General features: G+C 69.4%; 23 protein-coding genes and 1 pseudogene. 7 read left to right on the top strand and 17 right to left on the bottom strand.

The features are described from left to right. Positions 1-107: 107 nt before the first annotated feature. Genes ABT057_RS42925 through ABT057_RS42935 form a run of 3 tightly spaced genes read right to left on the bottom strand, consistent with a single transcriptional unit; the run spans position 108 to position 3,926 of the window. Positions 108-2,300 (bottom strand): xanthine dehydrogenase family protein molybdopterin-binding subunit, encoded by a 2,193-nt coding sequence (locus tag ABT057_RS42925; RefSeq protein ID WP_352349661.1) that lies wholly within the window; start codon positions 2,298-2,300, stop codon positions 108-110. Continuing rightward, positions 2,297-3,277, bottom strand: coding sequence for an FAD binding domain-containing protein (locus ABT057_RS42930; RefSeq protein ID WP_352349663.1), 981 nt, complete (start codon positions 3,275-3,277; stop codon positions 2,297-2,299). The genes ABT057_RS42925 and ABT057_RS42930 overlap by 4 nt, the downstream gene beginning before the upstream one ends. A gap of 10 nt (positions 3,278-3,287) precedes the next feature. Then, positions 3,288-3,926 (bottom strand): (2Fe-2S)-binding protein, encoded by a 639-nt coding sequence (locus tag ABT057_RS42935; RefSeq protein WP_352349665.1) that lies wholly within the window; start codon positions 3,924-3,926, stop codon positions 3,288-3,290. Positions 3,927-4,326: 400 nt separating this feature from the next. Between ABT057_RS42935 and ABT057_RS42940 the strand changes: the two genes are divergently transcribed. The 3 genes from ABT057_RS42940 (at position 4,327) to ABT057_RS42950 (ending at position 7,562) form a co-directional block, all read left to right on the top strand. Continuing rightward, entirely contained in the window at positions 4,327-5,367 is a 1,041-nt protein-coding gene (locus ABT057_RS42940) for an NAD(P)-dependent alcohol dehydrogenase (protein WP_352349667.1), read from the top strand. Positions 5,368-5,665: 298 nt separating this feature from the next. After that, entirely contained in the window at positions 5,666-6,583 is a 918-nt protein-coding gene (locus tag ABT057_RS42945) for an alpha/beta hydrolase family protein (protein WP_352349669.1), read from the top strand. Between the two features lie 25 nt (positions 6,584-6,608). After that, a complete protein-coding gene (locus tag ABT057_RS42950; protein ID WP_352349671.1) occupies positions 6,609-7,562 on the top strand; it encodes an alpha/beta hydrolase in 954 nt (317 codons plus the stop codon). A gap of 56 nt (positions 7,563-7,618) precedes the next feature. On the opposite strand, the gene ABT057_RS42955 is transcribed toward ABT057_RS42950, so the two are convergent. The 4 genes and pseudogenes from ABT057_RS42955 to ABT057_RS42970 all read right to left on the bottom strand — a co-directional run. Further along, positions 7,619-8,491, bottom strand: coding sequence for an aldo/keto reductase (locus ABT057_RS42955; protein WP_352349673.1), 873 nt, complete (start codon positions 8,489-8,491; stop codon positions 7,619-7,621). A 122-nt stretch (positions 8,492-8,613) separates the two neighbouring features. Then, positions 8,614-10,095 (bottom strand): aldehyde dehydrogenase, encoded by a 1,482-nt coding sequence (locus ABT057_RS42960; RefSeq protein ID WP_352349675.1) that lies wholly within the window; start codon positions 10,093-10,095, stop codon positions 8,614-8,616. A gap of 34 nt (positions 10,096-10,129) precedes the next feature. Next, positions 10,130-10,528, bottom strand: a complete 399-nt coding sequence (locus tag ABT057_RS42965; protein ID WP_352349677.1) for an MFS transporter — start codon at positions 10,526-10,528, stop codon at positions 10,130-10,132. A 19-nt stretch (positions 10,529-10,547) separates the two neighbouring features. Beyond that, positions 10,548-10,718, bottom strand: a pseudogene (locus ABT057_RS42970) (MFS transporter); the annotation flags it as partial. 4 nt (positions 10,719-10,722) lie between these two features. Between ABT057_RS42970 and ABT057_RS42975 the strand changes: the two are divergent. Next, positions 10,723-11,280: a ketopantoate reductase family protein gene (locus ABT057_RS42975; protein ID WP_352349679.1), complete on the top strand. Its 558-nt coding sequence runs from the start codon at positions 10,723-10,725 to the stop codon at positions 11,278-11,280. Positions 11,281-11,346: 66 nt separating this feature from the next. Here the strand turns inward: ABT057_RS42975 and ABT057_RS42980 are convergent, their stop codons facing one another. The 10 genes from ABT057_RS42980 to ABT057_RS43025 form a co-directional block, all read right to left on the bottom strand. Further along, positions 11,347-12,798, bottom strand: a complete 1,452-nt coding sequence (locus ABT057_RS42980; RefSeq protein WP_352349681.1) for an aldehyde dehydrogenase family protein — start codon at positions 12,796-12,798, stop codon at positions 11,347-11,349. 61 nt (positions 12,799-12,859) lie between these two features. After that, positions 12,860-13,663 carry an enoyl-CoA hydratase/isomerase family protein gene (locus tag ABT057_RS42985; protein ID WP_352349683.1) on the bottom strand — a complete coding sequence of 268 codons (804 nt, stop codon included), beginning with the start codon at positions 13,661-13,663 and terminating at the stop codon, positions 12,860-12,862. Continuing rightward, the gene (locus tag ABT057_RS42990) at positions 13,656-15,275 is read right to left on the bottom strand and encodes a class I adenylate-forming enzyme family protein (RefSeq protein ID WP_352349685.1); all 1,620 of its coding nucleotides are present in this window, start codon (positions 15,273-15,275) and stop codon (positions 13,656-13,658) included. Before ABT057_RS42990 ends, ABT057_RS42985 begins: the two co-directional genes overlap by 8 nt. Before the next feature lie 4 nt (positions 15,276-15,279). Continuing rightward, complete coding sequence (locus tag ABT057_RS42995) at positions 15,280-16,059, bottom strand: SDR family oxidoreductase (protein WP_352349687.1); 780 nt, start codon at positions 16,057-16,059, stop codon at positions 15,280-15,282. 49 nt (positions 16,060-16,108) lie between these two features. Beyond that, a complete protein-coding gene (locus ABT057_RS43000; protein ID WP_352349689.1) occupies positions 16,109-16,855 on the bottom strand; it encodes an SDR family NAD(P)-dependent oxidoreductase in 747 nt (248 codons plus the stop codon). A gap of 27 nt (positions 16,856-16,882) precedes the next feature. Then, on the bottom strand, positions 16,883-17,236 hold the full coding sequence (locus tag ABT057_RS43005; protein WP_352349691.1) for a carboxymuconolactone decarboxylase family protein: 354 nt from the start codon (positions 17,234-17,236) through the stop codon (positions 16,883-16,885). A 2-nt stretch (positions 17,237-17,238) separates the two neighbouring features. Next, positions 17,239-18,078, bottom strand: coding sequence for an aspartate/glutamate racemase family protein (locus ABT057_RS43010; RefSeq protein ID WP_352349693.1), 840 nt, complete (start codon positions 18,076-18,078; stop codon positions 17,239-17,241). Positions 18,079-18,094: 16 nt separating this feature from the next. Continuing rightward, entirely contained in the window at positions 18,095-19,072 is a 978-nt protein-coding gene (locus tag ABT057_RS43015; RefSeq protein ID WP_352349695.1) for an NAD-dependent epimerase/dehydratase family protein, read from the bottom strand. Continuing rightward, positions 19,069-20,283 (bottom strand): acetyl-CoA C-acetyltransferase, encoded by a 1,215-nt coding sequence (locus ABT057_RS43020; RefSeq protein ID WP_352349697.1) that lies wholly within the window; start codon positions 20,281-20,283, stop codon positions 19,069-19,071. The genes ABT057_RS43015 and ABT057_RS43020 overlap by 4 nt, the downstream gene beginning before the upstream one ends. A 36-nt stretch (positions 20,284-20,319) precedes the next feature. Beyond that, positions 20,320-21,063, bottom strand: coding sequence for an SDR family NAD(P)-dependent oxidoreductase (locus tag ABT057_RS43025; RefSeq protein WP_352349699.1), 744 nt, complete (start codon positions 21,061-21,063; stop codon positions 20,320-20,322). A 483-nt stretch (positions 21,064-21,546) separates the two neighbouring features. Between ABT057_RS43025 and ABT057_RS43030 the strand changes: the two genes are divergently transcribed. The 3 genes from ABT057_RS43030 to ABT057_RS43040 all read left to right on the top strand — a co-directional run bounded on the left by ABT057_RS43030 (position 21,547) and on the right by ABT057_RS43040 (position 24,279). Further along, on the top strand, positions 21,547-22,584 hold the full coding sequence (locus ABT057_RS43030; RefSeq protein ID WP_352349701.1) for a zinc-dependent alcohol dehydrogenase family protein: 1,038 nt from the start codon (positions 21,547-21,549) through the stop codon (positions 22,582-22,584). Positions 22,585-22,626: 42 nt separating this feature from the next. Continuing rightward, positions 22,627-23,157 carry a cupin domain-containing protein gene (locus ABT057_RS43035; RefSeq protein ID WP_352349703.1) on the top strand — a complete coding sequence of 177 codons (531 nt, stop codon included), beginning with the start codon at positions 22,627-22,629 and terminating at the stop codon, positions 23,155-23,157. A 249-nt stretch (positions 23,158-23,406) separates the two neighbouring features. Next, entirely contained in the window at positions 23,407-24,279 is an 873-nt protein-coding gene (locus tag ABT057_RS43040; protein WP_352349705.1) for an NAD(P)-dependent oxidoreductase, read from the top strand. The last annotated feature ends 9 nt before the right edge of the window (positions 24,280-24,288 follow it).

Here is a 24,288-nt window from a genome sequence, read left to right on the forward strand (position 1 = left end):
GGCCGCCGCCGCGGCGATAGGGGGCGCGTGCGCGGCGGCGGCCCGGGGAGGGTCCGGCAGCCGTACGGGGGGTTCGGCTGCCGGACCCGGCCACGGAGGCGGTGGCGTCAGAGCAACGCCTCGGCCGTGATGGGCAGTTGGCGGACCCGACGGCCGGTGGCGTTGAAGACCGCGTTGCCGATCGCGGCCGCCACACCGACCTGGACGACCTCGCCGAGTCCCTTGACGCCCAGCAGGTTGCCGGCGTTGTCCTCGCCCTCCAGGTAGATCGACCTGATCTCGGGGACGTCGGCGTTCACGGGCACGAGGTAGTCGGCGAGGCTGGAGTTCACGATCCGCCCGTCGCGGTGGTCGGTGACCGTGTGCTCCAGCAGCGCCTGGCCGATGCCGCCCACGATGCCGCCGAACGCCTGGCTCTCGGCGAGCTTGGGGCTGATGATCCGCCCCGCGTCGTACACGCCGAGCATTTTGCGCACCCGCACCAGCCCCAGGTCCGCGTCCACCGAGACCTCTGCGAAAGTCGCGCTGTAGGCGAAGTAGGCGGACCGCTCGGAGCCAGGTCCCTCGTACGAACCGTTCGCCTCCAGACGGGAGCGGTCGTTGCGGGCCAGCAGGCTCTCGTAAGTCTCACCGCGCGCCGTGTCGTTCCGCACGTGCAGTCGGCCGTTGCGTACGAGCACGTCGTCCGCGTTCACGCCGTACAGCGGCGACTCCGGGTCCTCCACGGCCAGCTTGATCGCCTGCTGCCGCACCTTGTTGCAGGCGTCGGCGACGGCCGAGCCGACACTGGCCATGGTCGCCGAACCGCCGTGCGGCGAGGTGAACGGATACTCCGAGTCACCCAGCCGGAACGTGACCGTGCGCATGGTCAGTCCGAGGGCGTCCGCGGCCACCTGCGTCTGGGAGGTGTAGGTACCCGGGCCCATGTCGGTGGTGGCCGCCTCCACGACCGCCGTGCCGTCGGCATCCAGCCGCGCCCTGGCCTGCGCCGGATACCGCCCGCAGTCGTAGGCCCCGGCGGCCATGCCCAGGCCGATCAGCAGGTTCCCCTCCCGTGTGGAGCGCGGCTTGGGGTTGCGGCGGTCCCAGCCGAACTCCCGGGCGCCGACCGTGTAGCACTCGCTCAGCCTCCGGGTGGAGAACGGCTCGTTGGTCGACTCGTCCTCGGCCGGTTCGTTGCGCCGGCGCAGCTCGATCGGATCGATGCCGAGCTCGTCGGCGAGCTCGTCCATGGCCGACTCGATCACGAACGACGCGGGGGCGAAGCCGGGCCCGCGCATCCAGATCGGGGTGTTCACGTCCAACGGCACCTGCCGGTACGCCTGGCGGACGTTGGGCATGCTGTACATCATCTGGCCTGTGCCGAGAACGGCCTCGAAGAACGTCTCGTACGACGAGGTCTCGTGGTCGATGTCATGGATCGCGGCGTTCAGCTTGCCGCGCCGGTCGCTGCCGAGGCGCAGCCGGTACTCGTAAGCCGGCCGGAATCCGGTGCCGAAGTACATCTGCTTGCGCGACAGCACCAGCTTCACCGCGCGCCGCGTCACCCGCGCGGCGAGCGCGGCGACGATCGTGTGCGGCCAGCAGCGCAGTCCACTGCCGAAGCCACCGCCGACGAACGGGTTGATGACCCGCACCGCGTCCGCCGGCAGGTCGAAGACCGCGGCGATCTCGTCGTGCGTGCCCATCACCCACTGCGTCTTGTCCCACACCGTGAGCCGGTTGCCGTCCCAGCGGGCGACGGTGGCGTGCGGCTCCATCGGGTTGTGGTGGTTGCGCGCCAGTTCGTACGTCAGGTCCAGCCGTACGGCGGAGGAACGCAGCCCTGCTTCGGCGTCCCCCCGCGCGTAGGGTGTCGGCTCGCCCGGCTTGGCCTTGGTGATGTCGGTCGAGGGCTTCTCGGCGTCGTACCGGACCTTGACCAGGCTCGCGCCGTGCTGGGCGGCCTCCAGCGTGGTGGCCACCACCACGGCGACCGGCTGGCCGTGGAAGAGCACCTTGTCGTCCTGGAAGACCCGCAGCCTGCGTCCGGCCGGGTTGTTGGAGCCGGCGTTGTCGCGGTACGGCAGTCTCGGGGCGTTGCCGTGGTGGATCACCCGCAGCACGCCCGCGTGTTTCGCGGCGGCGCGTGTGTCGATGGACCTGATGCGGCCGCGGCCGATGCTCGCGTCGACGATGACGGCGTGCACGACTCCGTCGATGTCGTGTTCGGCGGCGTACTCCGCCTTGCCGGTGACCTTGAGCCGGCCGTCCACGCGGGACAGCGGCGCACCTACGGCTGCCTGCGGCTGGGGGCTCATTCCATTTCTCCTACGGTGCGCAGCTGGCGTTCGACGGTTCGCTTCAGGAGCTCGACCTTGAACCGGTTGTGCTGGAGGGGGCGGGCGCCGTCTGCCGCGTGACTGGCGGCCTCGGCCCACAGCCCGTCCGAGGGGCGCTCACCGATCAGGGCCCGCTCGACGGCGGGCAGCTTCCATGGCACGGTGGCCACACCGCCGGCGGCGACCTTCGCCTCGCGGATCACGCCGCCACGTACATGCAGCGCGACGGCCGCCGTGGCGAGCCCGAACGAGTAGGACTGCCGGTCGCGGATCTTCAGGTAGGCCGACTTGAGCGGACGGGGATACGCCGGGATCTCGATCGCCGTGATCAACTCGCCCTTCCGGATGCTCTGTTCGCGCTGCGGGGTGCTGCCGGGGCGGAGCAGGAAGTCGGCGAAGGGCAGGCGGCGCTCCTTGCCGTCCGGGGCCTGCAGGTGGACGGTCGCCTCCAGGGCGGTGAGGGCGACGGCGAAGTCGGAGGCGTGGACGGCCACGCAGTGATCGGAGCCGCCGAGGATGGCGTGACCGCGGTTGTAGCCCTGCAGGGCGGCGCAGCCGGAGCCGGGCTCGCGCTTGTTGCAGTCGGCGGTCACATCGCGGAAGTACGTGCAGCGGGTGCGCTGCATGATGTTGCCGCCGATGGTGGCCATGTTGCGCAGCTGGGCCGAGGCGCCTCGAAGGGCCTGGGCCGCCACCGGGTACAGGGAGTTCAGCTTGGAGTCCGCGGTGGCCACCGACATCGGGACCAGGGCGCCGATGCGGATGCCGCCGCCCTTGGTGGCGGTGATCTCACGCAGGGGCAGCGCGCTGATGTCGACCACTGTGTCGGGGGTCTCGACGGTCTCGCGCATCAGGTCGACCAGCGTGGTACCGCCAGCGATGTAGCGACCGCCGCGTCCACCGGCCTCCAGGGCTTCCCGGACACTGTTCGCGCGGGTGTAGGCGAAGGGATACACGGGCGGCTCCTTACTTGCGGGCGGCGGTCTGCTCGACCGCGCGCACGATCTTGACGTAGCAGCCACAGCGGCACACGTTGCCGCTCATGTACTCCCGGATCTCCTCCGGCGAGTTGGTGTGGCCCTCCTGGATGCACGCGACCCCGGACATGATCTGGCCCGGAGTGCAGTACCCGCACTGGAAGGCGTCCTCGTCGATGAACGCCTGCTGCAGCGGGTGCAGTTCGTCGCCCTTGGCCAGGCCCTCGATAGTGGTGACCTCGGCGCCCTCCAACCGCACTGCCAGCGTCAGGCAGGAGTTGACCCGCTGCCCGTCGACCAGCACCGTGCACGCCCCGCAGGCCCCGGCGTTGCAGCCCTTCTTGGAACCGGTCAGGCCGAGGTGCTCGCGCAGCAGGTCAAGCAGCGAGGTGCGGTTGTCCACCGTCACGGTCCGGCGGGTGCCGTTGACCGTCAGGGAAACCCGGCTGGAGGGCGATGCCTCTGCGGCGGAGGCCTCCTCCGAGCCGGCGAGTAACGTCCCTCCAACCACCACGGCACCGCCCACCACGACACCAGTGGCGATGACGGCACGCCGGCTGGGGCCCGAGGAGGACTCGCCCGATTCGGTCGAGGGTGGAACAGCGGATTCAGAGAGGTCAGCAGACATACTCACGCCTTCGCATCACGGACGGAACAGTCGTGAACAACAGCGGTACGGCAGGCGCGGGATCAACGCCACCGCAGGAAGAGGGCGACCCTGCGCCTTGGCAGGGCGGCTGGTCACGCGGGAAGTCTTGCATCACCGGCAACACTCGCGACAGGGAGACTTTTATCCCCCCTTTGCCTTCTCGTGATCTCTCCATGGCATGGATGTGGCGAATGAACCCAATCCTTGAGCGCATGACACATTTCGCTCACTGCAGGGCAAGAGCCTGACTCTGCCAGTAGTAGGAACAGCGAACATAGGCACACTCCCGCCCTGGGTGATTTCCTGGCGGCGAGGCATGCTCGTCACCGTGCCCGGCCGAAGGCAGCCGGGCGCGAGAGCACCGCTAGGAGACCCCCACATGACCACCGTTGCTGCTTACGCCGCTCCCGCCGCGAAGGCTCCGCTGGAGCGCACCACCATCGAGCGGCGCCCGGTCGGCGAGTTCGACGTGCTGATCGACATCAAGTTCGCCGGCATCTGTCACTCCGACATCCATCAGGTCCGCGAGGGCTGGGGCACCGCCATCTTCCCGATGGTCCCCGGTCACGAGATCGCCGGTGTCGTCTCAGAAGTCGGCCCCGGCGTCACGAAGTACAAGGTGGGCGACCGGGCGGGCGTAGGCTGCTTCGTCGACTCCTGCCGCGAGTGCGACCACTGCAAGGCCGGCCAGGAGCAGTACTGCACCGGCGGCATGATCCAGACGTACAACTACCTCGACAAGGACGGTCAGCCCACCTACGGCGGCTACTCCGAGAAGATCGTCGTCGACGAGAACTACACCGTCCGGATCCCCGACGGCCTCGCCCTCAACTCGGCCGCCCCGCTGCTGTGCGCGGGCATCACCCTGTACTCCCCGCTCAAGCACTGGGGCGCAGGTCCCGGCAAGAAGGTCGCGATCGTCGGCCTGGGCGGCCTGGGCCACATGGGCGTCAAGATCGCCCACGCGCTCGGCGCCGAGGTCACCGTCCTCTCCCAGTCCCTGCGCAAGAAGGACGACGGCCTCAAGCTGGGCGCCGACCACTACTACGCCACCAGCGATCCGAAGACCTTCGAGGAGCTGGCCGGCACCTTCGACCTCATCGTCTCGACGGTCTCGGCCCCGCTGGATTTCAGCGGGTACGTGAACCTGCTGAAGATCGACGGAGCCCTCGTGAACGTCGGCGCCCCCGAGGAGCCGATCTCCGTCAACGTCTTCCCGCTGATCATGGGCCGCAGGTCGATCGCCGGCTCCGCCATCGGCGGCATCGCCGAGACCCAGGAGATGCTGGACTTCTGTGCCGAGCACGGCTTCGGCGCCGAGATCGAGGTCATCGCCGCGTCCGAGATCAACGAGGCGTACGAGCGGGTACTGAACAGTGATGTGCGGTACCGGTTCGTAATCGACACCGCGACGATCTGACCTGGGATTCACCACCACAGTACCTGTGCCCTTGTCGGGCCGCCGCACTGCGGCCCGACAAGGGCACAGCCATGAGGAACGTCACCTCCCAGGGAGGAATTCCTCCCTGGGAGAATTCCCTCCCCCCCTCTTTCCCTATCCAGGTCGAGCCCAAGATGCGGAAAATGTGCTCACGGGCCAATCTTGATGAAAATCCAGACGCCCGGGGCACCGCACACGTTGCAGGTCTGCAACTCGAACAGTTCAGGCGGCAACGGTGCCATATCGAGCACCGTTGCCGGGAAATCAGGAGCGTACCGTGACCGAACTCGACATGGCCGAGCTGGCATTCAACGGATTCGTCGGACAATGGACGGAAGGCACGACCGATGGCCGGCGCGCCCCCCTGCTCCGCCGGCCCTCCGAACTGGGCCTGGCCTACGAGGACGTGACGTTCCCGTCGATGGACGGCGTACCGCTCGAAGGCTGGTTCATCCCGGCCGACTCGGATCGGCTGATCATCCACAACCACTTCTCCCCCGGCAACCGCTACGGCTACCCCGGGCACCTGCCGGGCTGGGACCGCTTCGGCGGCTTCGAGGTCAACTTCCTGCCCACCTACAAGGGTCTGCACGACGCCGGTTACAACGTGCTCACCTACGACCTGCGCAACCACGGCATGAGCGGCTACGGCAACGGCGGGATCTGCACGATCGGCCTCACCGAGTACCGCGACGTCATCGGCTCCCTCCGATACGTGAAGACGCGCCCCGACACGGCAGGCATGAAGAAGGCCCTGCTGTCGGTGTGCCTGGGCGGCAACTCCACCGCCGTGGCGTGGGCCAAGCACCCAGAGGAATTCGCCGAGATCCAGGCGATGGTCCTGCACCAGCCGCTGGAGGGCCGGTCCATCGGCGAGCAGTTCTCCAAGGCGATCGGCTTCAAGGGCGGCTACGACCGTCTCGACCAGGCCGTCCTGGAGCGCACCGGCTTCCACCTGGCGGAGCAGTCGCCCGCCAAGTACGCCTCCGCGATCACCGTGCCCACGCTGGTCGGGCAGGTCCACGACGACGTCATGACCACCCCGGAGGCCGTGCAGGCCGTCCACGACGCCATCCCCGTCGAGGACAAGGAGATGCACTGGATCTACGGCACCTCTCGCCGCTTCGACGGCTACAACTACTTCAGCGAGCACCCCGAGGTCGCCGTCACCTGGTTCGACGGACACGTCCGCTGACCGGCGGCGCGGGAAGGCCAAGGGCATGTCCCCGACGGACAACTACATCTTCGACCTGGATACCGACGTCACCCGCACACCGGTGTCGTACAAGAACAGGTTCGGCATCACCATCGCCGCGGACCTCTACCGGCCGGGGGACTTCAACGCGTCCCGTCGGTACCCCGCGTTGATCGTCGGCGCACCGCACAGCGCGGTCAAGGAGCAGGGTTCGGGCATCTACGCCCAGAACATGGCCAAGGGCGACTTCGTGGCACTCGCCTTCGACCCGTCGTTCAACGGGTACAGCGGCGGCGAACCCCGGCACATCACGTCGCCGGAGGTCTTCACCGAGGACTTCAGCGCGGCCGTCGACTACCTGGGCACACGTGACTTCGTGGACCGCGCGCGCATCGGCGTGATCGGCATGTGCGGCAGCGGCGGGTTCGCCATCAGCGCCGCCCAGGTCGACCGGCGCATCAAGGCGGTCGCCACGACCAGCATGTACGACATCGCCCGGGCCTACTCCAAGGGCCATCTCGACTCGATCACCGAAGAGGACCGCATCCGCATCCTCGACGAGCTCGCCGAGCAGCGGTACGCGGACTTCGAGGCCGAGCATGCCGCGCTGGCCCCGCGCGGGGCGCCCATCGGATTCGACGAGAACACCGACCCCGTCGGCCGCGAGTTCGGCGAGTTCTACTCGACCCCGCGGGGCTACCACCCCAACGCCATCACCCAGTTCACCCTGACCAGCACGATGGCGTACATGAACTTCTCGCTGCTGGACCACATCGCGTCGATCTCGCCGCGGGCCCTGCTGTTTGTCGTGGGCGAGCACGCCCACTCGCGCTACTACAGCGAGGATGCCTGCGAACTCGCCGTGGAGCCCAAGGAGTTGTACGTCGTCCCGGGCGCGGGCCACGTGGACCTGTACGACAGGACGGACCTGATCCCGTTCGACAAGCTGGAGGAGTTCTTCACCAAGAACCTGGCGTGACGGCCACGTCGAGTACTGATGGGGGGCATCCGGACGGCCGGATGCCCCCGTACGCATTACACGGCGTCGGTGAGGGACCGGAACTCGTCGTCGGTGAGGTCGAGCAGCGCGGCGGCGGTGTTCTCCTCCAGGTGTGCGACCCGCGAGGTGCCGGGGATCGGCAGCATCACCGGGGAGCGGCGCAGCAGCCAGGCGAGGGCGAGCTGGGAGGGGCTCGCGCCGTGCTGCTTGGCCGCGGCGTCCAGCGGGCCGCCCGGACGGGCGAGTTCGCCGGTGGCGATCGGGAACCAGGGGATGAACGCGATGTTCTCGGCCTCGGCGTAGTCGAGAACGTCCTCGGCCGAACGGTTCGCGAGGTTGTAGAGGTTCTGCACGGAGGCAATCTCGGCGTGGGTACGGGCCTCCTTGAGCTCCTGGACCGTCACCTCGGACACACCGATGTGGCGCAGCTTGCCCTCCTGCTGCAGCAGGGCCAGCTCACCGAGCTGGTCGGCGAGCGGCACCCTGGGGTCGATGCGGTGCAGTTGGTACAGGTCGATGCGCTCAAGTCCGAGGTGGCGCAGGCTCAGCTCCACTCGCTCGCGCAGGTACTCGGGTCGTCCGTCGGGACGCCAGTCGCCCGGACCCGGACGGGTGAGGCCGCCCTTGGTGGCGATGACCAGGTCGTCGGCGTAGGGGTGCAGAGCCTTGCGGATCAGCCGCTCGCTGACGAACGGCCCGTAGGCGTCGGCCGTGTCGATGAAGGTGACGCCCAGTTCCACGGCCCGGCGCAGCACCCGGACGGCCTCGTCCGGGTCGCGCGGCTCGCCCCAGACACCGGGGCCCGTCAGCTGCATGGCGCCGTAGCCGAGACGGTTGACCGTCAGGTCGCCCCCGAGGTCGAAGGTGCCCGAGGCGACGGCGGGGCGCTCGGTGGGCTGCGTGCTCATAACAGGTCCTTTGAGAGAGTGCGAAGGTCCATCCAGGCCACCGGCCTGCCTCATCGAGCGTTGCACCATCGCCCGGCGCGGAAAAGGGAAGGATCCCTCCCCCCTTCCGACTTACCGCATCTTTACCGCATCACGAAGTTGTTCGGCGGAGCGTCTTCGTCCGTCGAAATCATCACGCTCTTGGTCTCAAGGTATTCGTTGACCGCCTCCACCCCCTGCTCACGTCCGATACCGGACCGTTTCACACCGCCGAAAGGCACCATGTAGCTGTACGTGCGGTAGGTGTTCACCCAGACCGTGCCTACACGGAGTGCCTTGGACATCCGCAGGGCCCGTCCGATGCTCTGCGTCCAGACCCCTGCCACCAGGCCGTAGGCGACTCCGTTGCCGATGCGCACCGCCTCTTCCTCATCCTCGAAGCCGATCACCGACAGAACGGGCCCGAAGACCTCTTCCTGAGCGATGCGCATGCCGTTGGTGACATCGACGAGGATCGTGGGCTCGACGAACTGACCGCCGGTCAGGCCGGGCCCGCCCGCCGGTCGGCCGCCGAGAACGCAGCGCGCGCCTTCCGTCTTGGCGATGTCGATGTAGTCCAGCACTTTCTGATACTGCGGAGGCGTCGCGATGGGGCCGACGTTCGTGTGCGGATCCATGGGATCTCCGAGCCGCACCCCGCGGGCGAGACCCAGCAGCTTCTCCGTGAAGCCGTCCTTGATGGAGTTGTGGACGAGAAGACGCGATCCCGCCGAGCACATCTGGCCGGCCGCTCCGAAGATGCCGGCGACGACTCCCCCCGCGGCCGCATCGAGGTCGGCGTCGTCGAACACAATGTTCGGCGACTTCCCGCCGAGTTCGAGTGAGACGCGCTTCATGGTACGCGCCGCGCTCTCGTAGATCCTCGTCCCGGTCGTGTCCGAACCCGTGAAAGTGATCTTCGCGACGTCAGCATGGTCGACCAACGCGGCCCCCGCCTCCGGTCCGAGGCCGGTGACGACATTGAACACACCGTCGGGGAGCCCTGCCTCCTTCAGGAGTCCGGCGAACTCCAGCGTGCTGGCGGAGGCGAACTCGGACGGCTTCACCACCACGGCGCATCCCGCGGCCAGTGCCGGGGCGCACTTGACCGCGACGAACCACAGTGGAGAGTTCCAGGCGGTCAGCGCGGCGACGACGCCGATCGGTTCGCGCGTGGTGAACGCGAACACGTTCTGCTTCTCGGCGGGGATCGAGGCGCCCTGGATCTTGTCGGCAAGGCCGGCGTAGTAGTACCAGCATGCGGAGATCGAGGCGAGTTGGCCGCTCATCTCGGCGAACAGCTTGCCGTTGTCACGCACTTCGATCTCGGCGAGGCGCTGTGCGTTCTTGGCGATGACATCGCCGATGTTGCGCATGATCCTGCCGCGCTCCGACGGGCTCATGCTCGCCCAGGGCCCGACGGTCATGGCACGGTCGGCGGCGGCCACGGCACGCGACACGTCCTCGCTGTTGCCGCGGGCGATCCGAGCCCAGGGCTCTCCCCTGTACGGGTCTACCGTGTCGAGCCATTCGCCGCTGTCAGGGTCGACCCAGTCGCCGTCGATGTGCAGCCGATACTTCGTCATACGTGATCCTTCGTCAGTTGTGGGGCAAGGCCTGTCACTCGGGGAGGATCCCGTCGACCACCGGCCAGCTTGCGGGAGCCAGCCCCTCCACCTGCGGCGACTGCGCCTTGGTCGCCTTGGTCAGCCCCTCCTCGTCGGGGACCGGCCGGGCCAGGAAGACTGCCCCGAATCCCGCGAGGCTGGTCAACGCCATGAACGCGGAAACCGCCCACGTGGAGTTGGCCCACGTCAACAGGGCCGTGGCGATCAGCGGTGTCAGGCCGCCGCCCACCATCGTGCCGCCCTCACGGCCGAGGGAGACGCCGCTGTAGCGGACACGTGTGCCGAACAGGCTGGTGAAGAAAGCCGGCTGAACGGCGTCGTTGACGGCCGCGCCCCCGGCGATACCCAGTGTCACGGCGATGATGACGACGGTCGTGTCCCGTGTTCCCATCAGCAGGGAAGAACGGGAACGCGAACAGGATCTGGAACACCATGCTGATCGCGACCATCCTGCGAAAACCGAAGCGGTCACCGAGGTGACCCCACACCGGTGCCATCACCATCGCCACCAGGGCACCGATCACGGTGGCGAGGAGGATCACCGAATCGGGAAGCCCGAGTGTCCCGGTCGCGTAAACCAGGGAGTTGTGGGACCACGTCGGTCCGGAGCGCGCCGTGGGCGCGGTCGCCTACACCGCCTGCAGCGTGATCGCACCGGGGGTGATCCGTGCCGAGAACCCGCGCAACCGCCTGGTCGTCGGACGCCCCGACGGCCGGCCCGACGGGCGACTCGACAGCCTGGCGTCGCTCCTGAACCCCACTGGCCTGGAGACCACCGTCACGCCGAGGATCCGTGACGCGATCTGGGCCAAACTGCTGATGAACCTGATCGGGGGCTCGCTGGCCGTCCTCAGCACCTCGCCCATGAAGGACGTCCTCGACAAGCCCGCCATCGCCCGTGCCCTGGGCTGCGACCCGGGCGATCCCTACGAGGGCCTGGGCAAGCTGGCGAAGTCCGGCCACCTCCAGAGCATCGCGCAGGACCTTCAGGCCGGCCGGCCCATGGAGATCGACGCCATGTTCCGCGTCCCCCTCGAACTGGCCGAGCTGATGCAGGTCCCGACCCCCAACCTGGACCTGGTGATCGAGCTGGCCACCCAGCGGGCCCGTGCCGCGGGCCAGTATCACGACACCGCTGGATGACACCGGACGAGCCCTGGACACAGGCCTGTGTCCGGGGCTTCCTCTCACACGCCCTTCTGCCACGCGCTAGACGTGCGGCGGAAGGGCGTGTGCCTCTTCTTCGAAGCCGTAGACCGACTTGACTTCGAGATATTCCTCCAGGCCGAACACGCCCATCGACCGACCGACGCCGGACTGCTTGTAGCCGCCCATCGGGGTGAGGGAATTGGTGTTGGCGCCGTTGTAGGAAACCCGCCCCGCACGCAGGCCGGACGCGAACTCGTAGCCGCGTTTGCGGTCCTCGCTGAAGACGTAGCCGCCCAGACCGAAGACCGAGTCGTTGGCGATGTCCAGTGCCTCCTCCTCGGTCCGGTACGGCATGACGACGAGGACCGGGCCGAAGATCTCCTCCCTGGCCAGGGTCATGTCGCGGGTCACGTCGGCAAGGACCGTGGGCTTGCAGAAGAAGCCGCGGTCGAAGCCGTCCACCCGGCCCAGTCCCCCGGTGACCAGGCGCCCGCCTTCCTCCAGACCGGTCCGGATGTGGTTCTGGACGCTGTCGAACTGCTGGGCGTGCACCAGCGGGCCATGGGTCGTGGCAGGGTCGCGCGGGTCGCCCACGCGCATCCTGCCGATCTCGTCCACGAGGAACGGCAGGATGTCCTCGACCTGGCTCTCGTGCACCAGGAGCCTGCTGGGGGCGTGGCAGGACTGGCCGGTGTTGGAGAACCCGCGCTGGATGTTCCAGCGGGCGGCCTTTTGCAGGTTCCCGTCGGTGAGGACGATGTTCGCGGACTTGCCGCCCAGTTCCAGACACTGCCGCTTGACCGTCCGGGCCGCCGCCTCGCCCACCTTCGCTCCCGCGCCGGTCGATCCCGTGAAGGAGATCATGTCCACATCGGGGTGGCGCGACAGGGCATCGCCCACGACACTGCCACGGCCGATGACCAGGTTGAAGACGCCGGGGGGCGTGCCCGCCTCGTCCATCACCTCGGCCAGGGCCACACCCGACACGGGCGAGGCGTCCGAGGGCTTCAGCACCATCGTGCAGCCGGCGGCGATGCCGTAGATCACCTTGATGACCGACGTCTGGATCGGCCAGTTCCACGGCGAGATCAGGGCGCAGACGCCGATGGGCTCACGCCGGACGATCGTTTCGGCCAGTCGCTGTTCGAAGGCGTAGGTGCGGATCAGGTCGCGGGCGACCTTCATGTGGCCTGCCGGGCCGGACACCTGCGCCTTGAACGAGACGGGTACGCCGACCTCTCGCGCGATCAGGTGCGCAAGCTCCGCCTCGCGGCGTTCATAGGCGGCGATGATGCGGTCGATCAGCGCGATCCGCTCGTCGGCCGACGTCTTCGAGTAGCTCACGAAGGCGCGCTTGGCCGCGGCCACGGCGCGGTCGACATCGGCCACCCCGCCTCCTGAGCCGACGGTGGCCCAGGGCTCCTCGGACGTCGGGTCGATCAGCGTCCGAGTCCCGTCGCCGCTGGGCGCGACCCATTCGCCGTCGATGTAGAGCTGTCCAAAGTGTTCCACTCATGCCTCCAAACGGTCGAGCTACGTCGGGCGATCCGGGCTCGAGGACCGCCTGAAACGGTCAGGCGCGCCGCGCGGCCGACGTGCTGAACCGCTCCATGACGGAAAGGATTCGCTCCCTGACCTCAGGGCGTGCGATCAGCGCGATGTTCGCATTGAGGCTGTCTCGCAGGGCCGCCTCGAAGGCCGGTGTCGACACACCGCGGGCGATGGTCTTGGTCTGGGCGAACGTCTCGGCGGGCCCATGGGCCAGCTCCGCTGCCAACTCCCGCGCACAGGCGTCGAGTTCGTCGGGCGCGCAGACCTCGTTCACGATGCCGAGGCTCAGCGCCCGCTCGGCGTCCACGAAGGCGCCCGACGCCAGCAGCCTCGTCGCCGCGGGCAGCCCCGCCACCAGCGGGAGCAGGAAGGCCCCGCCGGCCACGGGAACCATCCCGAGGTTGACGTAGCTCTCGGCGAATCGCGCGGTGGAGGCCGCCACCCGTACGTCACAGGCGAGGCCGAAGTCGAGCCCCCCGGCCGTGGCCGCGCCGTTGAACGCCGCGACGACCGGCTTCGGGGCGCCCCAGATGAGGCGGACGGTCCGCTGCACGGCGGGCATCCACACATCGGCGAGATAGCTCATCAGGCCGTCGGGACCGTCGCCCTGGTACACGTCGTACATCTCCCGTACGTCGGCACCGGCGCAGAACACCGAGCCCGTACCGGTGAGGACGACCGCCCGGACCGCGTCCGTGTCACAGAGCCTCTGGACGGCGTCGCCGAGTTCCGTGACGACGGCCGGGGTCACCGAGTTGCCGCGTTCCGGACGGTTCAAGCGCACCGAACCGATCACGTCCGTGCCGTCGACCACCACCTCATCCACGAGGGGTCACCACCTTTGTCACGTTGGCCGGGACGCCGGCCGGGTCGGCGACCCAGGCGCGCAGCATCCGTTTGATGTCACCGCGCGCGATCTTCGACTCGCCGGACGCGCGCGGAATCGGGTCCCCCGAGAGATAGACGTGGCGGGGCCGCTTGAACCCGGCCAGCCGGTCGCGCACCCAGAGGGTCAGCTCCTCGGCGTCGAGCGCGTCGATGCCGGGCGCGTGGACCAGCGCCGCCGGGGTCTCGCCCCACTCCGGGTCGGGGACACCGACGACGACGGCCTCGCGGACCCCCGGATGCTCCTCGAAGGCGCGCTCGATCTCGACGGGCTGGATGTTGGTGCCGCCGGTGATGATCGTCTCGCTCGCGCGGCCGACGATGAAGACGCGTCCCTCCTCGTCGAAGTGGCCCAGGTCCGAGGTGCGCCACCAGCCGTCGGGAAGGAGGCGGTGGGCGTGCTCGGCCTCCGAACCGATGAGCGCCGTGGTGACGCTCGGGGTGCGGATCACCAGCTCTCCCTGGACGCCGGGCGGCACCTCGTCCAGCACCTCCTCGCCGACCAGCAGGGAGAACTCCACCCCGGGAATGGGCCTGCCGATCGAGGGCCACAGCTCGGGCGACCGCATCTCCCGCCGGCCAAGCAGCGTGGTGGACGCAGGCGCCTCGGTCTGGCCCCAGCACTGGACCAACGCGTCCGTGTACTCGCTGACAACCTCCAGTGCCGGGATGGCGGCGGGCTCCCCGGCCAGCATCAGGCAGGAGAGCTGCGCGTCACGCAGCAGTTTGAGCTCGTCGGAGAGGCTCATCCGGCGCAGCATGGTCGGCACGGCGAACATCCAGTCGATCCGCTCGTCCTTGACCGCCCGGAGGAGTTCGTCGGCGTCGAAGCGCGGCAGGATCACGTTCGTGCCGCCGCACAGCAGGGTGGGCAGGACGCTCCAGCCGCCCGCGTACACCAGGGGCGCCGCCTGAAGCGTCCGGGGAGCGGGCGCCGGCCCGCTGGTGCTCATGATCCAGGTGTTGCCGAGGATCGCCGCGCGTGCCCCGCGGTGCGAGATCGCTATCCCCTTGGGTGCTCCGGTGGAACCAGAGCTGAACCTGATGTGGTAGAGGTCGTCGGGGCCGACGGGGACACGCGGTCGCACCGGCGCGCCCGCGGCGACCAGGGCGTCGAACGAACGCCAGCCCGGCCGTTCACCCAGGACGACCTTCAACAGGCCGTCGCCGCCGGTGACTTCGTCGATCGAGGCCGCCGCCGGCGGGTCCGCGACCACGAGGCGGACCTCGGCGAGTTCCATGCACCGGCGGAGCTCACGAGGGGTGAAGCGGTGGTTGAGCGGGACCTTCACCAGCCCCGCCTTGAGCAGCGCGAACTCCAGTACGACGTACTCGACGTGGTTCTGCGCTACGTAGGCCACCCGGTCGCCGTGGGTGAGTCCGAGGCCTGCGAAGGCGTTGGCCAGCCGGTTCGACGCCTCGGTCAGGTCGGCGACGGTGAGTCTGTGCCGGCCTCCGAGTGCCTCGACGGCGACGGAGTGGCGCGGCCTGCGCTCGACCTGGCTCATGAGCTGGACGACCGTCTGCGCCGCGGCGTTCATCGCGGTGGCCATGGCCTCAGTCCTGTCCGAAGGACATCGGCATCGTGGCGAGCGACAGCCCGCCGTCGACGACGATCGTCTGGCCGTTGATGGCCGCGCTGCGCGGCGAGCAGAGGAACGCCATGACCTCGGCGACCTCTTCGGGCGTGGGGTAGGCGCCGGAGGGGGTCATGCCGAGCCAGTGGCGTTCGTACTCGCCCCAGGCGTCACCGGCGTAGAACCGGAAGGAGTCGGTGTCGATCGGCCCGGGGCAGATGCCCACAGCGGTGATTCCGCGGCTGCCCAGCTCGACCGCGAAGTACTTCACGATCGTCTCCATGGCGGCCTTCGCGGCGCCGAGGAGTCCGTGGCCCGGCAGGGCCCGGAAGCTGTCCCAGCCCGAGACGGCCACGATCCGCCCGCCCGGCGGCATGTGCGCGGCTCCGGCGCGCGCCAGGTCGAGGAAGCCCTGGACCGTGATGCCCATCGTCTTGGCGATGTGATGGGAGCGGATCTCGGTCAGCGGTTTGAACGCGCTGGCCGCCGCGTTGGCGACGATGACGTCGATCTTCCCGAAGTGCTCGGCCGCGGTCGCCACCAGCGCCTCGACCGCTTCGGTGTCCGAGATGTCGGCCTGCACCGCGAGTGCTCTGCCGCCGGCCTCCTCGACACGGGCGACGGTCTGCGCCGCAGCCTCGGCATCGCGCCGGTAGTTGACGACGACGTTGGCACCTTCGCCGCCGAGCCGAAGCGCGAGGCGTTGTCCCATGCCACGAGAGCCACCCGTGATGATGATCGTCTTGCTCTTCAGTTCCATGCTGTCCTCACCATCGGGAGTTGTATGCGTCCGGGGGCCCGTCCGGGGGCTACGACCCCATCGTCAGACCGCCGCCCACGCACAGGGTCTGGCCGGTGATGTAGCTGGCCTCGTCGAGTGCGAGGAACGTGAGGGCGGCGGCGATCTCCTCCGGCTCGCCGGCCCTGCGCATCGGGACCGCCCGCACGATGCTCGCCAGCAGCGACTCCCCGCCCTGGCTCTCCAGCAGCGGCGTGGCCGTGATCCCGGGGGCCACCGCGTTGACCCTGATGCCGTGCCGGGCCCACTCGCGGGCGAGTGACTTGACCAGGGCGATGACGCCGGCCTTGGCCGCGGAGTAGACGGTCTCACCGGAGGTTCCCACCGTGCCCGCCTCGGAGGAGGTGAGGACGATGCTGCCGCCGTGCTCGCGCAGCACGCGTCCCGCCGCCGCCGCGAGGTAGATGCCGGACATCAGGTTCACGTCGATGATCCGGCGCCAGTACTCGGGCGACTCGTCGAGGAACGGCGTGATGGCCGTCCAGCCGACGGTGGAGATCACGTGGTCGACGCGTCCCAGAGCGCCGACCGCCTCGGCCATCATCCGGTCGCAGGCTTCGGGGTCGGTCGCGTCCCAGGACGCGTCACCGAGGGCGACGATGTTCGGGTGCTCCTTCGCGAGCTCCCGCACGGCCTCGGCGTTCAGATCGGCCGCGGCGGTGGTGATGCCCTGGTCCGCGAGACGCAGGGCGGTGGCGCGTCCGATGCCGGAACCGGCGCCCACGACCAGTGCCTTCTTGTCATTGCCGTCGGGCATGTGTCCTCCTGTTGCGGTGGTTCGGGGTCACCGAAGCTCGTCGTGCACCCAGCTGAGCGCCTCGACGACCGGGACCAGCCCCAGGGAGGTGCCGAGCATGAGCATGACGACCTGCTCGATTTCCTCCGGTGTCGCGCCCGCCTCCTTCGCGCGGGTGCAGTGGACGCGGAACCCGCCCTCGTTGCGGGTGGCGGCGAAGGCGGCCAGCAGACAGAACTCGCGTTGCTTCGCTTCCAGGGTGCCGTGGGCGTCGGCCGCGCGGCGCAGGCCGCGGAAGGCGTCCGCCATGGCGTCCGAGGTCTCCCTCAGCCGGTCCAGGTTGGACACGAAGGTGTCCTGCTGGCTCAGGGGATAGACCGGCGGTCCGCTGTGCTCGGGCATCGTCACTTCTCCTTCTGCAGGTCGGCGTCTTCGGTGTCGGCGAGCCGGGCCAGCGCGGGCAGCCCGTAGCTCTCGGCGTACGCGGCGGCCGACGAACCGATCACGTGGGCGGGGGCCTTGGCGTACAGGCGTCGTCGGCTGACGAAGGACCCCGCGGCCGCCCGGATCCGTACGGCCGACTCGGTCATGGCCAGCAGGGTCGCCGTGCCGTCGAGGACGGGCGCGCCGTCCACCTCGCGCAGCCCGACGGAGTTGAGGAACGCCGTGATGCGTCCGCCCGCCGGGATGATGACCTCGGCTCCGAGGGCCATGGTCGCCCGGGCCGCCGCCAGGAAGGAGTCGGTGGCCCGCTTGCGGCCCTCGTCGTCGGAGAAACAGGCGTCCAGCTCGTGCGGGGTGAGGTCCATGCACGCGATGCCGGCCAGTCGTTCGCGCAGCCCGTACCTGGCGACGTTCTCCTCGAAGCGTCCACCGAAGTAGGGGTTGACGCCGACCAGGGCGAACTTGCTGCCCATCAGGCAGGCCATCAACATCGCGGTCTCGCCGTAGCCGAGCACGGGGATGTCGACCATGGAGCGGGCCTCGCGCAGCGCGGGGTCCAGGATGTTGCCGATCGCGACCGCGTCGAAGCCGGACTGCTCCGCGTCCAGCACGGAGTCCAGGATCGACACGGAGTCGAGGGCCTCCCAGAACCGGAAGCTGTCGATGCGTCCGACCCGGGTTCCGCGCAGCTCGACCTCGGTGCCCTCGGCGACGAAGTCGTCGATGTACCGGCGCAGGAACGGGAAGTAGTTCGGGGAGTACGCGGCGTTGGACAGGCTCAGATAAAGGATGCGGGTCACGGCGTTCGTCTTCCGATCACTGGGCTGGGTCGACGCTCTTGTGGTGCTCGCGGTACCAGTCGACGAACTCCTGGAGACCGCTGTGCAGGTCGGTGGTCCCGGCGAGGCCGAGTGCCGAGGCCAGCCTCTCGGCGCTGACATGCTGGTACCTGGTCCGCTCGTCCCGCCACTCGATGGCGGCCGGGTCGGAGCCGTGGATGCGCACGAGCGTCGTATAGAGCTCTTCCGAGGTGACCGGCGGCCCGACCACGTTGACCGCCGTACGCTCGACGCCGGTCGCCTCCAGCGCGCGGACGGTGGCCCGCGCCGCGTCGTCGACGTGGACGAGGGCGTGCACGGCGTCCCGCTGCCAGGGCACGGACGGGCGCTCACCCCGGTCGAGCGCGTCCAGCATGTCGAGCATGATCCCGGCGTTGGAGTCGCGGTTGGCCCGCGGCCCGTAGATCGTGCCGTACCGGAGGATGACGTACGGGGCTCCGCCGCTCTGGGCGAAGGCCTCCGCGAAGGCCTCCGCGAAGGCCTCGGCGGCCAGCTTGCTCGCCGAGTACATGCTCAGGCCGCGGCGCACGCGAGCCTGGTCCTCGGTGAACGGCGGTGCCGCCGGGTCGTCGAACGCGCCGTAGACGCAGTGGGTGGACCCGAGCACGAGACGCTCGACGCCGTGCCGGGCCGACAGGCTGAGCAGGTCGTAGGCGGCGCCCACGTTCACGTCGTGCGCGGCGCGGGGTGAGGCCGAGGCGGCATGGGTTCTGACGGCGGCCAGGTGGACGACCTGGTCGCAGGCGCTGACTGCCATGTCGAGCGCCGTGGTGTCGCGCAGGTCCATGGCGAGGAACTCGACGTGGTCCAGAGCGGCCAGGCCCTCCGCGCGTTCCGTGCGGGCGATGTCCGTGGCCAGCACCTCGTGGACGCCCGTCCCGCTGAGCCGTTCCACGACGTGGGAGCCCAGGAATCCGGCGGCGCCGGTCACCAGGACGCGTCGGCGGGCGGTCATGCCGCCACCCGCTCGAAGATCGCCGCGAGCCCCTGGCCGCCGCCGATGCACATGGTCTCCATCCCGTAGCGGGCGTCGCGCCGGTCGAGCTCCCGCAGCAGATTGGCGAGGATCCGGCCGCCGGTGGCGCCGATGGGGTGGCCGAGGGAGATGCCCGAACCGTTGACGTTGACCCGCTCCAGGTCGTCCTCGGAGAGTTCCCACGTGCGCAGGCAGGCGAGCACCTGGGCGGCGAAGGCCTCGTTGAGCTCCACCAGGTCCAGGTCGGACCACTTGAGGCCGGCCCGTTCGAGCGCGGTGCGCGCCGCGGGTACCGGGCCGATGCCCATGCGGTGCGGTTCCACGCCGGCCAGCGACCAGCTCACCAGGCGGGCGTAGGGGCGCAGTCCGAGCTGCTCGGCGCGGTCCGGCGTGGTCACGATCGCCACGGCGGCCGCGTCGTTCTGGCCGCTGGAGTTACCCGCGGTCACGGTCGCGCCCTCGATGGTGCCCTCCAGTATCGGCCGGAGGCGGGCGAGGGACTCCACCGTGGTGCCTGGCCGGGGATGCTCGTCGGCGGTCACGGTGATGCCGTCGCCCTTGCGGGCGGGCACCACCACGGGGATCGTCTCCTCGGCGAAGAGGCCGCGCTCCATCGCGCCGACGGCGCGGGCGTGCGAGCGGACCGCCCACTCGTCCTGCTCCGTGCGGCTGATGCCGTACTCGGCTCGCAGGTGCTCCGCGGTCTCGATCATGCCGCCGGCCACCGGGAAGCGTCGGCCGCCCGAGTTGCCGCGCGGCTGCGCGAGCCGGTCCAGCAGCTCCGGCTGCCGGCCCTGGTTCCAGCGCATGCCGGGGATGTAGTACTCGGCCTGGCTCATGCTCTCGGCGCCGCCGGCGAGCACCAGCTCGGAGCCGCCGGTCGCCACCTGCATACAGGCGTAGATCACGGCCTGCAGCCCCGAGCCGCAGCGCCGGTCGATCTGCAGGCCGGGGACGGTGATGTCGAGGCCCGCGTCGAGGGCGGCGATCCGGCCGATGGCCGCCGCCTCCCCGTTGGCGTAGCCCTGGCCGAAGATCACGTCGTCGATGTCGTCGGCGGTGATGCCCGTGCGGTCGACGAGGCCCTTGACGACCGTGGCGGCGAGGTGGGTGACCGGGACGTCCTTGAAGACGCCTCCGTAGCGTCCGACCGGGGTGCGGACGGGCTCACAGATGACGGCCTCGAACATGGTGCGGCTCCTTTGGGGCGTGTCCTTGGGGCGCGGTCAGACGCTGGACTCTCCGCCGTCGATGGCGATGGTCTGCCCCGTCAGGAAGTCGGGGGCGTCGAGGGACAGATAGGTCACCAGGTCGGCGAGTTCCTCCGGCCGTCCCATACGCCGTGCGGGGATCCGGCGCAGCACCTTGGCGACCGCCGCCTCGTCCTCACGCAGCTCGGCGTTGATGTCCGTGGCGAAGTAGCCGGGGGCGACGGCGTTCATCTGCGCTCCGAACCTCGCCCACTCGGCGGCCACGGCACGGGTGAAGTTGATGACGGCGCCCTTGGACGCGCCGTAGGCGGAGTACCCGGGTCGGCCGAGCAGTCCGAACACCGAGGCGACGTTGACCGCCCGGCCGCGGCCCGCGTCGGCGAAGTGCCGACCCGCCGCCCGACTGCACAGGAACATGCCGCGCGCGTTGATGTCGAAGATACGGTCCCAGTCGTCCTCGGTCATGTCGGCCAGGCTCACCTGCGCGGCGACACCGGCGTTGTTGACCAGGACGTCCAGGCGCCCGTACTCCCCGAGACAGGTGTCGAAGAGAGCCTGGACCGACGCGGCGTCGGAGACGTCGGTCGGCACGTCCAGAGCGGTACCGCCCTCGTCGAGCACGGCGCTCCGCGCTTCCTTCAGCTGCCCGGGCGTACGTCCGGCAAGTACTACGGCGACCTTGCGGCGGGCCAGGCTGCGGGCGACGGCGCGACCGAGGCCCCGACCCGCGCCTGTGACGATGGCGACCTGTGTGGACATGCGTTCAAGATGTCTGACATTCAACTCACTGTCAAGGTGTGATCAACGAGTTCCTCGGTCAAGCGTTTTGTGCGCACCCGCACCAAGGGTCCGGCCCAGCCGGTTGCCGCTCCGCCGTACGCTCATCACGGTGTGCCCCTTGAGGCCGTCCGAAACATGACCGACCGCCGAGACCGCCATGCCGAGCGACAGCAGCCCGATCGTCCCGGCGGCACGATCTCTCAGGGACGCGGCGCCCCGCACAGCCGACAGCACGCCGGGAGGCAGACGCGGAGCAGATCGCTGGAGGACAGCACCGTGAAGCCGACGACCATCCGCGCCCCAACGGTGACGGCCATCAGTCGCGGAACCCGTAACAGCACCCGGCGGGCTCCCTTCGGACGAGGGGCGATGCTTACACGAATCCAAAAGTCAAACCATTGCGAGATTGTAATGCGAATGCTCCACTGAAAGGAGAGTGCAGCCGCGACGTCAGGAGTTGCCATGCAGGGGGCCGTTTTCCTGGGTGACCGCAAGGTCGAGCTCCGGGAGTTTCCCGATCCGGAGCCGGGACCGGGCGAAGTGGTGGTCGCCATCCGGGCCTCCGGCCTCTGCGGCAGCGACCTGCACTACTACCGCGACAGGCCGGGAGCGGCGACGACCACCGGGAAGTACGTGGCCGGGCACGAGCCGGCCGGCGTGGTGCACGCCGTGGGTCCGGGCGTCCCCGCTGACGTCGCCGCCGTCGGGGACCGGGTCATGGTCCACCACTACGCCGGATGCACCCGCTGCGACCACTGCCGCACGGGGTGGCCCCAGATGTGTTCCACGGCGCCCACGCGCGTCTTCGGCACCCATGAGCACGGCGCGCACGCGCCGTTCATGCGGGTGCCCGCGGCGACGCTGGTGCCGTTGGACAGGGCGCTCGGTTTCGCGGCGGGTGCCGCGATCGGGTGCGGCACCGGCACGGCCTGGGGCGGGCTCGATCGCCTGGGCGATGTGGGTGGGGCGACGATCGCCGTGTTCGGTCAGGGTCCCGTCGGGCTCTCGGCGACCCTGCTGGCCACCGCGCGGGGCGCACGGGTCGTCGCCCTCGACACGGAGCCCGCCCGGCTGGTCAGAGCACGCGAGCTCGGGGCCGTCGCCACGATCGACCCGACGGCCGTGCGGGCAGCCACCGCACTGCGCGAGCTGACCGGCGGCGCGGGTGTTCCCCTTGTCCTGGAGACGTCGGGCGCGTCGCGAGCCGCTTCCGACGGTCTCGCGTCGCTCGCCCCCTGGGGCCGGATGTGTGTCGTCGGACTGGGCGGCGAGGTCCGATTCGACGTCCTCGACCTGCACCGCAGTCAGATGACCCTGATGACGTCCTGGTCGATGTCCATCGTGCAGATGCGCCGGTGCGCCGAGTTCGTGGCCCGAAACGAGGTGCCGATCGACGACCTGTTCAGCCATCACTGGAGTCTGGACCAGGTGGCGGAGGCGTACGAGGAGTTCGACAAGCAGTCCGCGGGCAAGGGTGTCATCGTCTTCGACGGACCCTGACCGGGATCACCCATGCCGCCGGACACGGCAGGAGCCGACGAAGTGACCGGAGAGCACAAGCAGACCAGGGCCCGGCGGATCATGATCGGACTCGACGACCGGGGCAGGTCGACGATCGTCGAGGACGGGCCGACGCGCACCCGCCTGGCGACGGAGGCGTACACCCTCAACCAGATCTGGCAGGCGACCACGGTGCCCACTCCCGTGAGCGCCGAGAACACCCTGGGGCCAAAGGCGGTGATCCCGCCGCCCCCGAACGGCTACACCTTCGTCGTCGCGACGTTTCCGCCCGACAGCGAGTGGGACTATGAAGAGGGCTGGGCGAAGGCACTGGCCGACTCGGGCGCCGGCGAGTCGCTGGACTCGGCCGGGGGCATCCCCGGATTGCACGCGACCGAGACGATCGACCTCGTGACGATCGTATCCGGCGAGATCTACGCGATCACCGAGACGGGCGAGACCCTGATGCGCCCCGGAGACTCCTTGGTGCAGCGTGGCACCAAGCACGCGTGGAGCAACCGCGGCCACGTGCCCTGCACCCTCGCCGCGGTCCACATCGCCGCAGTCCGGTAGCGAAGGCCTCGGGGAACAGTGTTGTCAGTGTCAGACAGTTGACCGACTGCAACGGCCGAGCTAGATTCGCAAGGCAGCAGTCGCGGACACCGTCCGCCGAGTCGTCCTCGGGCCGGTCCGGCCCTGAGCGAGACCGGCGACACCGCCAAGGACCCCTTCGACCCGCGGGCCCGACCCCGCGCGCACGACCTTCAGGCATGGGCCCGGCCCGCTCCGGGCCGGCCGCGAGGTGAGAGTGAGGTACCCGTAGTGACGACCGGGAAGCTGGGGTTCATCGGCATCGGTGCCATGGGATCGGCCATCGCGAGCCGTCTCGTGACGGGGCGCGAGTTGTACGTGAACGACCTGAACAGGCAGGCCGCCGACGAACTCGTACGCCAGGGCGCCACCTTCGCGCCGACGGACGAGATGGCGAAGCAGTGCAGGTACGTCTTTCTGTCCCTGCCCGGCCCGGCGAACGTGGTCGAACTCCTCCTCGGTTCCGAGGGCATCGCCCGTCACTTCGAGCCGGGCACACTGGTCGTCGACACGACCACCGGAACGCCCACCACGGACAAGGAGATCGTCTCCGCACTCGCCGAACTCGGCGTGGACTTCGTCGACGCGCCGATAGCCGGCGGTGTGAAGCGGGCCCGGGAGGGCACGGCCACCCTGATGGTCGGAGCCTCCGAGCAGGCGTTCACCAAGGCCCGGGACCTCCTGCTGGCCGTGACGTCCGACGTCCACCATGTCGGCCCCTCGGGTGCCGGCCACGCCATGAAGCTGGTGAACAACCTGCTCAACAGCTGCAACCGCTTCGCCGCGCTCGAGGCCGTCCGGCTCGGGCAGGCGTACGGCATCGACCAGGACACCGTGGTCGAGGTCATCAACAAGTCGAGCAGCCGCAACTACACGACGGAGACGACCTTCCCGCAACTGCTGAGCGGCGACTCGTACAGGCCGCAGGGCTTCACGCTCCAACTGATGCTCAAGGACCTCCACCTGGCCAACGAAATGGCGGAGAGCCTCGGGCACGCCACGCCGATCGGACACCTCGTCGAGGAGTTCACCCAGGAAGCCATCGACCGCTTCGGCCCCGGAGCGGACCAGAGCCAGCTCATGGCGGAGTGGTACCGCGGTTGACGGCCCAAG

The sequence above is a fragment of the Streptomyces sp. NPDC002588 genome, assembly GCF_040295925.1.
Classification (GTDB): Bacteria; Actinomycetota; Actinomycetes; order Streptomycetales; family Streptomycetaceae; genus Streptomyces.